This is a genomic window from Plesiomonas shigelloides (genome assembly GCF_900087055.1).
Classification (GTDB): Bacteria; Pseudomonadota; Gammaproteobacteria; order Enterobacterales; family CAMTGL01; genus Plesiomonas; species Plesiomonas shigelloides.
The window spans coordinates 964298-979873 of sequence record NZ_LT575468.1; the positions used below are offsets into that span (position 1 = coordinate 964298).

General features: G+C 55.5%; 13 protein-coding genes. 12 read left to right on the top strand and 1 reads right to left on the bottom strand.

Features of this window, described 5'->3' with window-relative positions; genetic code table 11:
• The first annotated feature begins 57 nt into the window (after positions 1 to 57).
• The 11 genes from flhB to NCTC9997_RS04320 all read left to right on the top strand — a co-directional run bounded on the left by flhB (position 58) and on the right by NCTC9997_RS04320 (position 12284).
• Positions 58 to 1191 carry a flagellar biosynthesis protein FlhB gene (gene flhB, locus NCTC9997_RS04270; RefSeq protein WP_010862184.1) on the top strand — a complete coding sequence of 378 codons (1134 nt, stop codon included), beginning with the start codon at positions 58 to 60 and terminating at the stop codon, positions 1189 to 1191.
• A gap of 193 nt (positions 1192 to 1384) precedes the next feature.
• Positions 1385 to 3481, top strand: a complete 2097-nt coding sequence (gene flhA / locus NCTC9997_RS04275; RefSeq protein ID WP_039045269.1) for a flagellar biosynthesis protein FlhA — start codon at positions 1385 to 1387, stop codon at positions 3479 to 3481.
• A gap of 18 nt (positions 3482 to 3499) precedes the next feature.
• Positions 3500 to 5080, top strand: a complete 1581-nt coding sequence (gene flhF, locus NCTC9997_RS04280) for a flagellar biosynthesis protein FlhF (protein WP_064978430.1) — start codon at positions 3500 to 3502, stop codon at positions 5078 to 5080.
• Positions 5073 to 5963, top strand: coding sequence for a MinD/ParA family protein (locus NCTC9997_RS04285; RefSeq protein ID WP_010862181.1), 891 nt, complete (start codon positions 5073 to 5075; stop codon positions 5961 to 5963). The genes flhF and NCTC9997_RS04285 overlap by 8 nt, the downstream gene beginning before the upstream one ends.
• A complete protein-coding gene (locus NCTC9997_RS04290; protein WP_010862180.1) occupies positions 5956 to 6678 on the top strand; it encodes an RNA polymerase sigma factor FliA in 723 nt (240 codons plus the stop codon). Before NCTC9997_RS04285 ends, NCTC9997_RS04290 begins: the two co-directional genes overlap by 8 nt.
• Positions 6679 to 6777: 99 nt before the next feature.
• Entirely contained in the window at positions 6778 to 7116 is a 339-nt protein-coding gene (locus NCTC9997_RS04295) for a chemotaxis response regulator CheY (RefSeq protein ID WP_230400812.1), read from the top strand.
• Positions 7117 to 7140: 24 nt separating this feature from the next.
• Complete coding sequence (locus NCTC9997_RS04300; protein WP_010862178.1) at positions 7141 to 7866, top strand: protein phosphatase CheZ; 726 nt, start codon at positions 7141 to 7143, stop codon at positions 7864 to 7866.
• Between the two features lie 56 nt (positions 7867 to 7922).
• The gene (locus tag NCTC9997_RS04305) at positions 7923 to 10142 is read left to right on the top strand and encodes a chemotaxis protein CheA (protein ID WP_064977405.1); all 2220 of its coding nucleotides are present in this window, start codon (positions 7923 to 7925) and stop codon (positions 10140 to 10142) included.
• Positions 10143 to 10222: 80 nt separating this feature from the next.
• The gene (locus NCTC9997_RS04310; protein ID WP_010862175.1) at positions 10223 to 11356 is read left to right on the top strand and encodes a protein-glutamate methylesterase/protein-glutamine glutaminase; all 1134 of its coding nucleotides are present in this window, start codon (positions 10223 to 10225) and stop codon (positions 11354 to 11356) included.
• Positions 11357 to 11373: 17 nt separating this feature from the next.
• Positions 11374 to 11862, top strand: a complete 489-nt coding sequence (locus tag NCTC9997_RS04315) for a chemotaxis protein CheW (RefSeq protein ID WP_010862174.1) — start codon at positions 11374 to 11376, stop codon at positions 11860 to 11862.
• On the top strand, positions 11862 to 12284 hold the full coding sequence (locus NCTC9997_RS04320) for a DUF2802 domain-containing protein (RefSeq protein ID WP_081632795.1): 423 nt from the start codon (positions 11862 to 11864) through the stop codon (positions 12282 to 12284). Before NCTC9997_RS04315 ends, NCTC9997_RS04320 begins: the two co-directional genes overlap by 1 nt.
• Before the next feature lie 220 nt (positions 12285 to 12504).
• Here the strand turns inward: NCTC9997_RS04320 and NCTC9997_RS04325 are convergent, their stop codons facing one another.
• A complete protein-coding gene (locus NCTC9997_RS04325; RefSeq protein WP_064977406.1) occupies positions 12505 to 14022 on the bottom strand; it encodes a CoA-acylating methylmalonate-semialdehyde dehydrogenase in 1518 nt (505 codons plus the stop codon).
• A 306-nt stretch (positions 14023 to 14328) separates the two neighbouring features.
• Between NCTC9997_RS04325 and NCTC9997_RS04330 the strand changes: the two genes are divergently transcribed.
• Complete coding sequence (locus NCTC9997_RS04330; RefSeq protein ID WP_010862171.1) at positions 14329 to 15174, top strand: MurR/RpiR family transcriptional regulator; 846 nt, start codon at positions 14329 to 14331, stop codon at positions 15172 to 15174.
• Positions 15175 to 15576 lie beyond the last annotated feature (402 nt).

The following is a 15576-nucleotide window of genomic DNA, read 5'->3' on the forward strand; positions in this document are numbered from 1 at the left end:
GCTGACCGGCTTGCCGCAGTACACTGCAGCTATTCGTAACCGTAAAGGAGGCGCCTGATGGCGGAGTCCGACGGCCAAGAACGCACGGAACAGGCGTCGTCTAAGCGTTTAGAAGACGCCCGTAAAAAAGGTCAGGTTGCGCGTTCGCGCGAGTTTGCCACGGTGATCGTGCTGGTGATGGGCTCGGTGGCGCTATTGTGGTTTGGTCAGAACCTTGCCATGGCATTGGCGCGCCTGATGCACCGTTTGTTCAGCTTTACCCGTGATGAAGTGTTCGATTCTGATGCGCTGCTTACCATTGCCTGTAAAGCGCTGCTGAATATCTTACCGTCACTGGCGATGATTTTGCTGCTGCTGTTTGTCGCCTCGGTGTTGGGCGCATCGCTAATCGGCGGCTTTAACTTCTCGGTTGAGGCGATGCAGCCTAAGTTCAACAAACTGAACCCAATGTCTGGCATTAAGCGGATGTTTGGTCTGCAAAGCTGGGTTGAACTGGGTAAATCCATTCTTAAGATCTTGCTCATTGGTGTGGTGACCTGGCGCTTGCTGCTCAACACGCGCAATGATTTGGCGCAGCTTAGCTTGGAAGCCTTCCCGCGCAATATTTTCCATGCGGTCGATTCACTACTGTGGTTTGTTCTGCTGCTCAGTTGTACCCTGATTTTGGTGGCGGCGATTGATATTCCGTATCAGCTGTGGAATCACAGCCAAAAGCTGATGATGACCAAGCAGGAAGTGAAGGAAGAATACAAAAACAGCGAAGGTAACCCGCACATCAAAGGGCGCATTCGTCAGTTACAACGCGAGATGGCCAGCCGCCGTATGATGGGCGAAGTGCCATCGGCGGATGTGATTATCACCAACCCGGAGCACTTTTCGGTGGCACTGCGCTATCAGCGTGATGTGGATAAAGCGCCGGTGGTAGTAGCCAAAGGGGTCGACTTCACGGCGATGAAGATCCGGGAAATTGCTAATGCCCACGATATTCCGATAGTCCCAGCGCCCCCTCTGGCGCGGGCGTTGTACCACAGCGCCGAGTTGGAGCAGCCGATCCCCGATGGCCTGTTTATGGCTGTTGCGCAGGTGCTGGCTTACGTATTCCAGCTGCAACAATACCGCAAGGGCAAAACCTTCCGTCGGCCAATTCCGTTGCCGGACGAGCTCCCAATTCCGGACGATCTGCGCCGTTAATCTTGGCACTCATATTGCTTTAAACCAAGATATTGACGGTGTTCAGCCAATTTATCGTCGCTTCAATGAGATAGCGCACTGTTTTGTGTGATTTTTAGACGCGCCGCCGCTCGCAAAACGCGAGTTAGCGTGCGTCTGGCAGCAAGATACGGCGGCTGAACTAAAATTTAGTGCACGATCAGGTCTGCTGTTCATGAATCTCCAAGCGGTATTGGGCAAACTGCCATCGGATAAAACACAACTGCTGCGCGGACTCGGTACCCCGCTTCTGGTGCTGGCGGCGCTGGCCATGGTGGTGCTACCGATGCCAGCCATGCTGCTGGATATCGCGTTTACCTTCAACATCGCGTTGGCACTGGTGGTGCTGATGGTGTCGGTGTACTCCTTGCGGCCAGTGGATTTCGCGGCGTTCCCAACGGTGCTGCTGATTGCCACGTTATTGCGCTTGGCACTGAACGTGGCCTCGACCCGCGTGGTGTTGCTGGAAGGTCATAACGGCCCGGAAGCGGCCGGTAAGGTGATCGAAGCGTTCGGTAACGTGGTGATTGGCGGTAACTACGCTGTGGGTATTGTGGTGTTCGTCATCTTGATGATCATCAACTTCATGGTCGTGACCAAAGGTGCAGGCCGTATCTCCGAGGTGAGCGCCCGCTTTACCCTCGATGCGATGCCCGGCAAACAAATGGCGATTGACGCCGACTTGAACGCCGGTCTGATTGACCAAGAACAAGCCCGCTCCCGCCGTGAAGAAGTGACCCGCGAAGCGGACTTCTACGGCTCCATGGACGGTGCCTCCAAATTCGTTAAAGGCGATGCCATCGCCGGTATCCTGATCCTGTTTATCAACATCATCGGTGGTTTTTTCATCGGCATGATCCAGCATGGGTTGTCCGCCGGCGAAGCGTTGTCTATCTACACCCTGCTGACCATCGGTGATGGTCTGGTAGCGCAAATCCCGTCGCTGCTGCTCTCTATCGCGGCGGCCATCATGGTGACCCGTCAGAACCGCTCCGAGAACATGGGCGAGCAGCTGGTGCAGCAAATGACTGGCAACCCGAAATCCTTGATGATTGCCACCGGCATTCTGTTCGTGATGGGGATTGTGCCGGGCATGCCGCACATTGCGTTTTTGTCCTTGGCGTTGGCCTGTGCCGGTTTGGTGTACTGGAAGCTGGAGCAGCAGAAAAAACGGGCGGTGCAGGAAAAAGAGCAAGCCGACGCGCCGACCGAAGCCTTGCCTGCGCCGCTGCGCGAGCTGTCATGGGATGACGTACAGCCGATTGACATCATCGGGCTGGAAGTGGGCTATCGCCTGATCCCGCTGGTGGATCGCAGCCAAAACGGTGAGCTGTTAGAGCGGATCAAAGGGGTGCGTAAGAAGCTGTCGCAAGACTTGGGCTTTTTACTGCCTTCTGTACATATTCGCGACAACCTTGAGCTGCAACCGAGCACCTATCGCATCGTGTTAATGGGCGTGAATTACGGTGAGGCGGAAATCCGTCACGACTGTGAGCTGGCTATCAATCCCGGTCAGGTTTTTGGCCCCATTGATGGCCAAGCAACCCGCGATCCGGCCTTTGGTCTGGAAGCGGTGTGGATAGCCCCTGAGCAGCGTGAACATGCGCAAGCCTTGGGTTACACCGTGGTGGATGCGGCCACGGTGGTGGCCACCCACATCAGTCAGGTGTTGATCAACAACGCCTCGCAGCTGATTGGTCACGAAGAAGTACAAAACCTACTGCAGATGCTGTCGCGCAGTGCGCCGAAACTGGTGGAGAACTTCACGCCGGAGACGCTGCCGCTGGGTACTGTGGTCAAAGTGCTGCAAAACCTGCTGAGCGAAGCCATTCCAGTGCGCGATATCCGCACCATCGTACAAACCCTGACCGAATATGCGCCGCGTAGCCAAGATCCGGATGTGCTGACGGCCGCGGTGCGTATTGCACTGCGCCGCATGATTGTGCAGGAGATTAACGGTAACGCGGGCGAATTGCCGGTGATTACCTTGGCCCCTGAGCTGGAACAGATGTTGCATAAAACGATGCAGGCGGCGGGCGGCGATGCCGGTGGCATTGAGCCGGGCTTGGCTGAACGTTTGCAACAATCTCTGCTGCAGGCGGCGCAAGATCAGGAACTGCAGGGTGAACCTGCGGTACTGCTGACATCCGGGGTACTGCGCTCCACCATGGCGCGTTTTGTGAAAAACGCGATACCAAGCTTACGGGTGCTTTCTTATCAGGAAGTACCGGATGATAAACAAATTCGAATCGTTAATTCAGTCGGGCGATAAAACCGTCAGGGGTCAGTGTTGAAGATCAAACGTTTTTTTGCCAAAGACATGCGCGAAGCACTGGAGCAGGTGAAAGAGCATCTGGGTCCGGATGCCGTCATCATGTCCAATAAGAAAGTGGCAGGCGGGGTTGAGATTGTAGCCGCGTTTGATGACGCCGCTTCCGCCGCGCCGGTCAGCCGGCAGGATGACAATGAAGCCATCAAGCGTGAGCTGGTTAGCCAGCTGACCGCTGCGCGCAAGCGACTGATGGAAGAGGGCAAGGGGCTTAAGCCGGGCGCAACATCTGCGCAGCCGGGTTTTGGCTATGCGCCAGCGAATAATCGCGCACCAGCTGCGGACAGCGCACCGTCATCCTTGCCATCGTTTTATGCCCGTGGTCGTGAGCAAGACGACGCACCGGCGGACTCCCTGAGTGCCTTGCTGGATCGCCAGCAGCGTTTTCGCCAAGAAGGCCGACCGGATAGCCAAAGTCAGGCGGCGGGGATGCCTAATTCGCTTGGCAGCAACGCCGGCCAAGGCGCGGTAGGCAGCGCGGCGCGCCATGATGCGAGCCGTCAGGCGAGTACTGATGCGCCTGTGAACGGTGGCGCGCGCTACGCCAACCTTGATCCACTTTCCAATACCGAATCGCGCCCGCGCTCACGCTCACAAGAAAATCAGCGCGCCCTTGAGCAGATGCGCAGTGAGATGCAGTCTATCCGCCGGTTGCTGGAGCATCAGGTCTCGAACCTGATGTGGCAGGAGATGGAGCGCAAAGAGCCGGTACGCGCCATGCTGATTGACCGTCTGCTGAAGATGGGCTTTCCCGATAATCTGGCGGAACAGCTGGTGGGTTATATCCCAGAAAAGACCGAATTAACGCAAGCGTGGTCGTTGGTGCTGGAGCTGCTGACCGATCAGCTGATGATCTCGGATGACAATTTGCTCAGCCGCGGCGGCGTGGTTGCGCTGGTTGGCCCGACAGGCGTAGGTAAAACCACCACCATCGCCAAGCTGGCAGCGCGCTATGCCATGGAGTACGGCGCGGAGCATATCGCCTTGGTGACCACCGACTCCTACCGTATTGGTGCCCATGAACAATTGGCCACCTATGGACGAATTTTAGGCTGTCCGGTGCGGGCGGCTAAAGATGCGGACGAACTGGCCGCTGTATTATATCAGCTGCGGCATAAACACTTTGTCCTGCTGGATACGGCCGGTATGGGTCAGCGCGATTTGCGCCTGACAGAACAGCTGAACACGCTGATGCAGACCCAAGGCGAACGTATCCGGAGCCTGCTGGTATTACCGGCCACCGCGCAGCGCAGTGTGCTGCAAGAAACGGTGGAACATTTTCGGCGCATCCCCCTCTCCGGCACCATTTTAACCAAGCTGGATGAGAGCTTAAGTTTGGGAGAGGTAATGAGCGTTACGATTCAAAACGCCTTACCTATCAGTTACATCACTGACGGGCAGCGGGTGCCGGAAGATATCCGGATTGCCAGTCGGGAGAACTTAGTGAAACGGGCGGCAGAATTGTTGGATAAGGACATCTCTGTACAGCATTTTTGGACGAGCGAGCGTGCTCAGCCTCAGGCAGCGGACCTCTATGAGTAATGCAGTTTTAAATGATCAAGCCAGCGGTTTACGAAGTCTGGTACAGCCGGCCAAAACCAAGGTTATCGCCGTTACTGGTGGTAAAGGTGGTGTAGGGAAAAGCAACATCACCTTAAACATGGCGGTAGCTATGGCCCGTAAAGGACTGCGGGTAATGATTTTTGATGCCGACTTAAGTCTGGCTAATGTCGATCTGCTGCTCGGGATCCGAGTGGGGCGTAACCTGTCACATGTGCTGGCAGGTTTGTGCGATCTGGAAGATATCATCGTGGAAGGGCCATACGGCCTGAAGGTGATCCCCGCATCGCCGGGTACCCAGTCGATGACCGATTTGTCGGAGGCGCAGCACGCCGGTTTGATCCGCGCGTTTAGCTCGCTGCAAGATCAGGTCGACGTACTGCTGATTGATACCGCGGCGGGGATCTCTGACATGGTGATGAGCTTCTCGCGCGCGGCGCAAGACGTGCTGGTTACCGTGTGTGATGAGCCAACCTCAATTGCGGATGCGTATGCCCTGATGAAGGTGCTCAACCGTCAGCATGGCCTGACCCGGTTTAAGATTGTCGCCAACATGGTGCGCAGTTACCGCGAAGGCTTAGATTTATTCAGCAAACTGAGTCGGGTAACTGACCGTTTTCTGGATGCCAGCTTAGAGCTGGTGGCCTGCATCCCACTGGATGAACATGTCCGGTTGGCGGTGCGTAAGCAAAAAGTGGTGGTGGATGCGTACCCGCAATCGCCGGCTGCGTTGGCCTTGAACACCTTGGCCCAGCGCGCCAGCAGTTGGCCGGCACCGAACCACCCGACAGGACATCTCGAGTTTTTCGTCGAGCGCTTATTGCGCCGTCCCGTCATGATACGGGAGGAAGAGTGTCGTGAGTAAAGCCCTGGCTTACAGCCAATGTCAGGATCGCAACAGCCTGCTGATGCGCCATGTTCCGCTGGTGAAGCGTATAGCCTGCCATCTGATGGGGCGCTTGCCACCGAGTGTACTGCTCGAAGATCTGGTTCAGGCCGGCATGATTGGCCTGCTGGAAGCTCAGCAAAATTACGATGCCAGCAAAGGGGCCAGTTTTGAAACCTATGCCGGCATTCGGATCCGTGGCGCGATGTTGGATGAGATCCGACGTGGCGACTGGATCCCGCGCTCTGTTCACCGCAACAGTCGCAGCATTACGGAAGCGATCGAAAATTTAGAAAAACAGCTCGGTCGCGATCCGCGTGATCACGAAGTGGCCGCGTATATGGAGGTCTCACTGGATGAGTACCACCACATGCTGCAAGACGTGAACGGCGGTAAAGTGATTGGCTTTGATGACCTCGGCGTGCCCGAGGATGTGGCGTTTGCACCAGAAGCCCGTCACGACGATTTACCGTTTCAAGGCGTGGAAAATGACAACTTCCAGCAGGCGCTGGCCGATGCCATTCGCAGCCTGCCGGAGCGCGAAGCCCTCGTGTTGTCACTGTATTACGATGAAGAATTGAATTTAAAAGAAATTGGCGCCGTACTTGGCGTAAGCGAATCGCGGATCAGCCAGATTCTGAGTCAGACGATGCACCGTCTGCGGGCTAAGCTGCATGCTTGGTCAGCCGTATAAGAAGCGGCACGTTTTATTCACTCAATTGAGCACTACACCTCATTGGAGGCTACTTTGGACAAAGATATCAAAATCCTTATCGTTGACGACTTCTCTACGATGAGACGCATCATTAAGAACCTGCTGCGCGATCTGGGATTTAACAATACCCATGAAGCGGATGACGGTACTACCGCCTTACCAATGCTGCGCAACGGCGATTTTGATTTTGTCGTAACCGACTGGAACATGCCGGGTATGCAGGGTATTGACCTGCTGAAAACCATCCGCGCCGATGCCGATCTTAAGCATCTGCCGGTATTGATGGTGACCGCAGAAGCCAAGCGTGAACAGATTATCGAAGCGGCGCAAGCGGGCGTTAACGGTTACATCGTTAAACCGTTCACTGCGGCGACCTTGAAAGAGAAACTAGACAAAATTTTCGTGCGGATCCAGTAATCCCCACTGAACGGAAGAGATCCCATGATCACGCTCGAACAAGCCAAAGAGCTGGTGGCACTGCTGGAAAATGGTCAGCAGGAAGAAGCCAACCAGATCGTCCAGATGTTAGCGTCGCAAAGCTATAACACCCTGTTCAATGAAGTGGGCAAAGTGACGCGGGTACTGCACAGCGGCCTGTCAGAATTCAGATTAGACCCACGCCTGTCGCAACTGACCCAGCAGGATTTGCCGGATGCACAAGGCCGCTTGAATTACGTGGTTAGCATGACCGAAACGGCAGCCAACCGCACCATGGATGCGGTCGATGCGGCGTTCCCCATTGCGGACAGCTTGGCGGAGCGAACCGGTGCCATTTTACCGGTGTGGCAGAAGCTGTTTAACCGCGAAATGGAGCTGGGGGAATTTAAGTCTCTGTGTCTGGAGCTGGATGAATTCCTCAAGTCGACCGAACAGCAAAGCGATCAGTTGCGTAGCCAGCTGACCGAAATCTTGATGTCGCAAGACTTCCAGGATCTGACCGGCCAGATTATCCGTCGTGTGACTGGGCTGGTGGGTGAGGTGGAAGAGCACCTGATCAACATCATGAAGTCGTTCGGGATGACTGAGGTCGAGAATCCGTTGCAAGAGCAAGATCTGCGCGCGCAGGCCATTTGTGCCGAAGGCCCGATCCATGATCGCGAAAAACGCGCAGATGTGGTTCAAAGTCAGGATGACGTGGACGATCTGCTCTCTAGCTTAGGCTTTTAAGCCCGGCGTCAATCCGTCGCTTATTAGATATTCAGAATCATTTTCAGGGGCAAGTGATGAGTTTTGAACTAGACGAAGACATTCTGCAGGATTTTCTGATTGAAGCCGGTGAGATCATCGAGCGTCTGTCAGAGCAGCTGGTAGAGCTGGAACAACAGCCGAATGACAAAGACCTGCTGAATGCCATCTTCCGCGGCTTTCATACGGTCAAAGGGGGCGCAGGTTTCCTGTCCCTGACATCACTGGTTGACACCTGTCACGGCGCTGAAAATGTGTTTGACGTTCTGCGTAACGGTAAGCGACAGATTGACTCGGCGCTGATGGATGTCATTTTACAAGCACTGGATACCGTGGTGGCGCAGTTCCAGCAAGTGCAAAACGGCGAAGAGCCGGTACCGGCTGCACCTGAGCTGCTGGAAGCCTTGCATCAACTGTGTGAAGAGCCGACTGCCGCGCCGCAAGTGGTGCCAGAGCCTGTCGCCGCTCCGGTGGCTCCGGCTGCCGATGCCGAAGCGCTGCTGATGGCCGAAATGAATGCACTGGCCCAAATGCAAGCGGCTAGCGAGCCACCGGCTGCGCCGCAGACCTTCGGTATCGACGACATTTCCGACGATGAGTTTGAACGCCTGCTCGACGCCCTGCACGGCGAAGGCAAAGGCCCGAGCGCGTCAGCGGAAGTAGCGTTAGCACCAGCCACTGCGGCACCGGCCGCAGTAACAACCGAGAGCGCGCCTGCTGCGAGCAGCGACGCCATCTCTGATGACGAATTTGAACGCCTGCTGGATGACCTGCACGGTGTTGGCAAAGGCCCTGCGGCTACCGCCACCCGCGCACCGGCCACGGCCAGCAGTGACGAAATCTCCGATGACGAATTCGAGCGTCTGCTCGATGATTTGCACGGTGCCGGTAAAGGCCCTGCGGTCACCCGTTTACCAGCTGCATCCGCCAGTGCTGCACCGGTAGCGCCAGCTGCGCCGGCCGCTGTTGCAACAGCACCGACCCCAGCACCAGCCTCAGTGCCGAATGTGGCTCGGGAAGAAAGTGCGCCAGCAGCCCCTGTGGCTGCGGCGGCCAGTAAAGCGCCAGCGTCTAACGCCGTGCAACCGGAAACCACTTTGCGCGTGGATACCAAGACCCTCGACGACATCATGAACATGGTGGGCGAGCTGGTACTGGTGCGTAACCGCCTGATCAGCCTTGGCATCAATAGCGATGACGAAGAGATGTCCAAAGCGTGCGCCAACCTCGATGTGGTGACCGCTGATCTGCAAGGCGCCGTGATGAAAACCCGCATGCAGCCAATCCGTAAGGTATTTGGCCGCTTCCCGCGCGTGGTACGCGACTTGGCCCGTAGCCTGAAAAAAGAGGTGGTACTGGAGCTGAGTGGGGAAGACACCGATCTGGATAAAAACTTGGTCGAAGCGCTGGCCGATCCGTTGGTGCACTTGGTGCGTAACGCGGTGGACCACGGCATCGAAATGCCGGATGTCCGCGTACAAGCGGGTAAACCGGCGCAAGGTAAAGTGCGTCTGGCCGCTTCCCAAGAAGGTGACCATATCCTGCTGATCATCGAAGATGATGGCGCGGGGATGGATCCCGAAAAACTGCGTGGGATCGCCGTTAATCGCGGCATGATGGACGCCGATGCCGCCGCTCGCCTGAGTGACAATGAAGCCTACGCGCTGATTTTTGCGCCGGGCTTCTCGACCAAAAAAGAAATTTCCGACATCTCCGGCCGTGGCGTGGGGATGGACGTGGTGAAAACCAGTATCACCAAACTTAACGGTGCCATTCACATTGATTCCAGCAAAGGGCGCGGTACCCGCTTGGAAATCAAAGTGCCGTTGACGCTGGCTATCCTGCCAACTCTGATGGTTGGCGTATCGAATCAAACCTTCGCGCTGCCGCTGGCGAGCGTGAATGAAATTTTCCATCTGGATCTGAGCAAAACCAATTGTGTGGATGGTCAGTTGACCGTGATCGTGCGTAACAAAGCCATCCCACTGTTTTACTTACAGGACTGGCTGGCGAAAACCCGCGGCGAATGCCAGCAGGAGCGTCCGCAGTTCGGCCATGTGGTGATTGTTCAGATTGCCCATCAGCGTATCGGTTTTGTGGTCGATACCCTGATCGGACAGGAAGAAGTGGTGATTAAGGCGCTGGATAAATTCCTGCAAGGAACGCCGGGCATGGCCGGTGCCACCATCACCAGTGACGGCGGAATCGCTTTGATTCTGGATGTACCGGGTCTGCTTAAACATTACACCCATCGCTGAGGACTTGGGGCCAGCGCGCGCTGGCCTTCATCCCTGCCGTCATAACGACCCGAAAAAAGAGATAAAAAAGTAGAGGGATAATGGGAATCAAAGTATTAGTTGTTGATGACTCGGTATTTTTCCGTCGCCGTGTCAGTGAGATCCTGAACAGTCATCCACAGCTGGAAGTGATTGATACCGCTAACAACGGCAAAGAAGCGCTCGAAAAAGTGCAGCAGTTGCGCCCTGATGTCGTCACCATGGACATCGAAATGCCGGTGATGAACGGCATTGATGCGGCACGGGAAATTATGCGGGTGCGGCCAACGCCGATCCTGATGTTCTCTTCTTTGACCCATGAGGGTGCCAAAGCCACGCTGGATGCGTTGGACGCCGGTGCCGTCGATTTCCTGCCGAAGAAATTTGAAGATATCGCCCGCGATCGGGAAGAGGCGATTACCTTGCTGCAACAGCGGGTGATCTCTATCTCTCGTCATCGGGTGCGTCCTCTGCTCAGTCAGCGTCCAGCGACCAGCAGTTTGAGCGCGAGCCGCACGCCAGCGACCAGCAACAGCGCGACACCGCTGCGTGCCGCGGCGCCTGCTGCGGAGAACCGTCCGGTGCGTCCGGCGGCGCTGAATACCCGCCGTAGTGGCAAGGTGTATCAGTTGGTGGCGATCGGCACTTCAACCGGTGGTCCGGTTGCGCTGCAAAATATCCTGACTAAATTGCCGGGTAATTTCCCGCATCCAATTTTGCTGATCCAGCACATGCCCGCGACCTTTACCGCGGCGTTTGCCAGCCGTCTGAACAACTTGTGTCAGATTAACGTCAAAGAAGCGGCAGACGGTGATGTGGTGCAACCGGGTACCGCTTATCTGGCGCCGGGTGGCAAGCAGATGGTGCTGGATGGCCGTCCGGGGGCGATGCGCATTCGGATCCTCGATGGCGGTGAGCGCATGAACTACAAGCCGTGCGTGGATATCACCTTTGCCTCGTGTGCCCGTCAATATCGTGACAAAGTTCTGGCGGTTGTGCTGACCGGTATGGGCGCCGATGGTCGCGATGGCGCCAAACTGCTGCATGAGCAGGGCGCAACTATCTGGGCACAGGATGAAGAGAGCTGCGTGGTATACGGTATGCCACAGGCCATTGTTAAAGCCGGTATTGCCGCGGAAATCCTGCCACTGGAGCGGGTTGCCCAGCGGATCATGATTGAAGTCGGTTGTGAATAATCATTAAGGAATCAGCAATGAATAGCAGCAGTGCTGTCGATACCGGCGAAAGCCGCGACAAAGTATTACAGTGGGTAACCTTCAATCTGGGCGAAGAAACCTACGGGGTTAATGTAATGCAGGTACGTGAAGTGCTGCGTTACAGCGAAATCGCGCCAGTGCCGGGCGCGCCATCTTACGTGCTGGGGATCATCAACCTGCGCGGTAACGTGGTGACCGTGATTGATACGCGCTCTCGTTTTGGCCTGTATCCAAGTGATGTGACCGACAATACCCGTATTGTGATCATCGAAACCGAACAGCAAGTGATCGGTATTCTGGTCGACAGCGTGGCAGAAGTGGTTTACCTGCGTGCATCAGAAATCGACAAAACGCCAAATGTGGGCACCGATGAGAGCTCGCGCTTCATTCAGGGCGTCTCCAACCGCGATGGAGAGTTGTTAATTCTGGTAGATTTGAATAAATTACTGACCAACGATGAGTGGGATGAGTTGAGTGGTCTGTAATGATTGGATTAATGGTTGCCGTAGCGGTACTGAGTGTGGTCTGTGCCGGTCTGGCGTGGAGCCTGATTTCTCTGTGGCGGCAACATAAAACCATTCTGCGTCGGGTTGAGGCCAGCGAAGTATTGCTGAAGGCCGCCCGGCGTCAGTTTGATACGACCGGAAAAAGTATCGAAGAGCTGCGTGGCGGCTTTATCGGTCTGGGAAATGAACTGCATCAGCTGGTGGATAAGCAGGAGCAGTTTAGTGTCAAACTGAATGAAGTGACCTATATCGATCCTGAGCATCGCCTGTATAGCCGTGCCACCAAGCTGGCGGAAATGGGCGCCGGTCTGGATGAGCTGATGCAAGAGTGCGAGCTGCCTAAGGCCGAAGCGGAATTGTTGCTGAACTTACAGCGGCAGATGAAAAATCGTCGCACCTAATCTCGTCAGCCTCTTTGAGCAATCGGCTAAATTGCCGTTGTGAACAGAGAGTATGAACAGAGAGCGTGAACAGCGAGTACGCTCAGCACGCGGTGAGAAACCCGATTGATAAAAAAAGCCGGCATTGCCGGCTTTTTTGTGGGTGTTCGAGCGGGGGGTTATCCCGCTACTTGCGCCTGGCTCTGACTTGCCGGCGCTCTGGCACGTTATTGAGCTTCTATCACTCGAGGGTAGGCATGGTGAAAGTGCCGCTATGTTGCTCCAAACGCACCCCCGCTGGCCAACGGCTGGTGATGGTTTTCATGCGGGTGTAGAAACGCACGCCGTCACTGCCATGCACATTCAATGGCCCAAACACTGAGCGCTTCCAGCCGCCAAAGCTGTGGAATGCCATTGGTACTGGAATGGGCACGTTAATTCCCACCATCCCCGCTTGCACTTGCTCACCAAACTGACGCGCGGTTTCGCCATCACGGGTGAAAATGGCCGTGCCGTTACCGTATTGGTGACGATTAATCAGCTCCAGCGCGGTGTGATAATCGGGGGCGCGCACCACGCACAGCACCGGCCCGAAGATCTCCTCTTGATAGATCCGCATTTCTGGCGTAACCCGATCAAACAAGGTCGGGCCGACAAAAAAACCCTGCTCATGACCGGCGACGTGGAAAGCTCGGCCATCGATACACAAGGTCGCGCCTTGTTCTACACCCGAATCGATATAGTGCAGGATAGACGCGCGGTGCTGGGCGGAGATCACCGGTCCCATATCATTTTCGGGCTCACCAGCCGGTAAAATGCCTGGGCCGACGCGCATTGTGGCAATGCGCGCTTTGACGCCGGCGATCAGGGCATCGGCTACATCATCTCCAACCGCTACCGCCACCGACAGCGCCATGCAGCGTTCACCCGCCGCGCCAAATGCTGCGCCCATAATGGCGTTCACCGTCATATCCAGATCGGCATCCGGCATCACGATACAGTGGTTTTTCGCGCCGCCCAGCGCCTGACAGCGTTTACCGTGCGCCGAGGCTACCGAGTAAATGTACTCGGCAATCGGTGTTGAACCGACAAAACTCACCGCTTGAATGCGCGGATCGGTCAGCAGAACATCCACCGCTTCTTTATCGCCGTTCACTACGTTGAATACACCATCGGGCAGACCGGCTTCTTTTAGCAGTTCGGCCAGTGCTAGCGCCAGTGACGGATCTTTTTCCGAGGGCTTGAGAATAAAGGTATTGCCGGTAGCCAGTGCAATCGGGAACATCCACATTGGCACCATGGCAGGGAAGTTAAACGGCGTGATCCCGGCGCATACCCCGAGCGGTTGCATCAGTGAATGGCTATCGACCCCGGTTCCCACATTGGCCGAGTGTTCGCCTTTTTGCAGATGCGGAATACCACAGGCAAACTCGACCACTTCTAAGCCGCGCACCAACTCGCCATGGGCATCGGACAGGATCTTACCGTGCTCTTCTGAGATCAGGCGTGCCAGCCGGTCTTTGTGCTGTTCGAGTAAGGCTTTAAAGCGGAACATCACGCGGGCACGGCGCAGTGGTGGCGTGCGTGACCATGCAGGGAAGGCGGCATCGGCGACACTGATCGCGTGTTCGACTTCAGCCACGGTACTGAGGGCGACCTGCCGCACCGGCTCACCGAGTGCCGGATTAAACACAGGGGCTAAACGTTCGCTGCGGCTCGCGGTCAGTTGGCCGCCGATAAAGTTGTGTACGATATCCATTCGGTTTCTCTCTCTGTCAGCAGGATCAAAGATGTCATGCAAAAAGCATAATGAAATATTTATTTCATTTAAACATAAAGTGATTTCATTATTCTGTTTTGTGATCCCGATGCCGTTCGGCAGACAGTAGGGTAGGCGGCGGCTTTTTTTTGTGTCTTAATTTATTCAAATCTTTCATAGATATAGAATAACAGAACAGATATTCTATTCTTTATTACCAGCGTCCGCGCTTTTTCTGCGGTATCAGGGTGTTTCGCCATCGGTAAACATCGCTGCAGAGCTAAGGATATAACGGGGGAGACTCGCGTGAGCAGTGCCAAAAATTTTGCCGAATTGCAAGACCAAATCCGCGCCCGCTATGCAGAGCTGAGTAAGCGTCTGCAGCAGGTTGCCAAGTATGTGATTGATAATAAAAACACCGTGGCAATGCAGACGGTGGCGGTGATTGCTAAAGAAGCCGATGTGCCGCCTTCTACCTTGATCCGGTTTGCCAATACCTTTGGCTTTAGCGGTTTCAATGAAATGAAACAGATATTTCGCCTAGATCTGGTCAAGGAAACCGCCAATTACACCGAGCGAGCACGTCTGTTCCGGGAAATGGAAGGGGCCAGCGCCGCCGATCAACCGCACGATATTTTGCAAGAGTTCGCCCGCGCTAATGCGCAGGCATTGCAGCAGCTGGTGGTGCATACTCCCGCTGAGGAAATGCAGCGGGCAGTTGATCTGCTGGAGCAAGCTCAGACCATTTATGTCATCGGTTTGCGCCGCTCGTTCAGCGCCGCGGCTTATTTGCGCTATGCCTTGAGTCATCTGGAGCGTCGGGTGGTGTTGCTCGATGGCCTCGGTGGCATGCTGGCGGAGCAGCTTAATCTGATGGGCCGTGAGGATGTGGTGCTGTCGATCAGCTTCACGCCGTATGCCGAGGAGACGGTGATGGTCAGTGAAAAGGCCTCCCAAACCGGCGCACGCCAAATTGTGATCACCGATAGTCAAATCAGTCCGTTAGCCTCACTGAGCGATGTGTGTTTCGTGGTTAAAGAAGCGCAAGTCGGCGCGTTTCGCTCGCAATCTGCCACCTTATGTCTGCTGCAATCGCTGGCCGTGGGGTTGGCGTTTCAAACGTCCGGTCAAGATGTGGCCGCCTCGCTGTAAGTGAGCGTATCGCATGTTACCTCGCCGGTGGTGTTCGCCATCGGTGGGGCTGATCTTCTTCGATTTATTAGCACCGCTGGCATTGTTTTGTTTGTCTTGAGCTAGCGAGTGCTGTTTGCGCTGGGCGCGGTGTGGGCTCGGGGTTACTCTTCTGTCTTCTGTCTTCTGTCTTCTGTCTTCTGTCTTCTGTCTTCTGTCTTCTGTCTTCTGTCTTTTTCGATTTCGTGCGTGGATGGCAGCGTGCTGCTTAACCGCATGCGGATCACACTCCGGCAATTTCATTTCGAATAAATCTTTAAATGAAATAAATATTCTATAAAGTAATCGTTATGGAAATAATGCGAACAGCAAAGGCACCGGCTTGGCCGGAAAGCAGGCGCGCCGCCGTTATGCGGGCAGCGT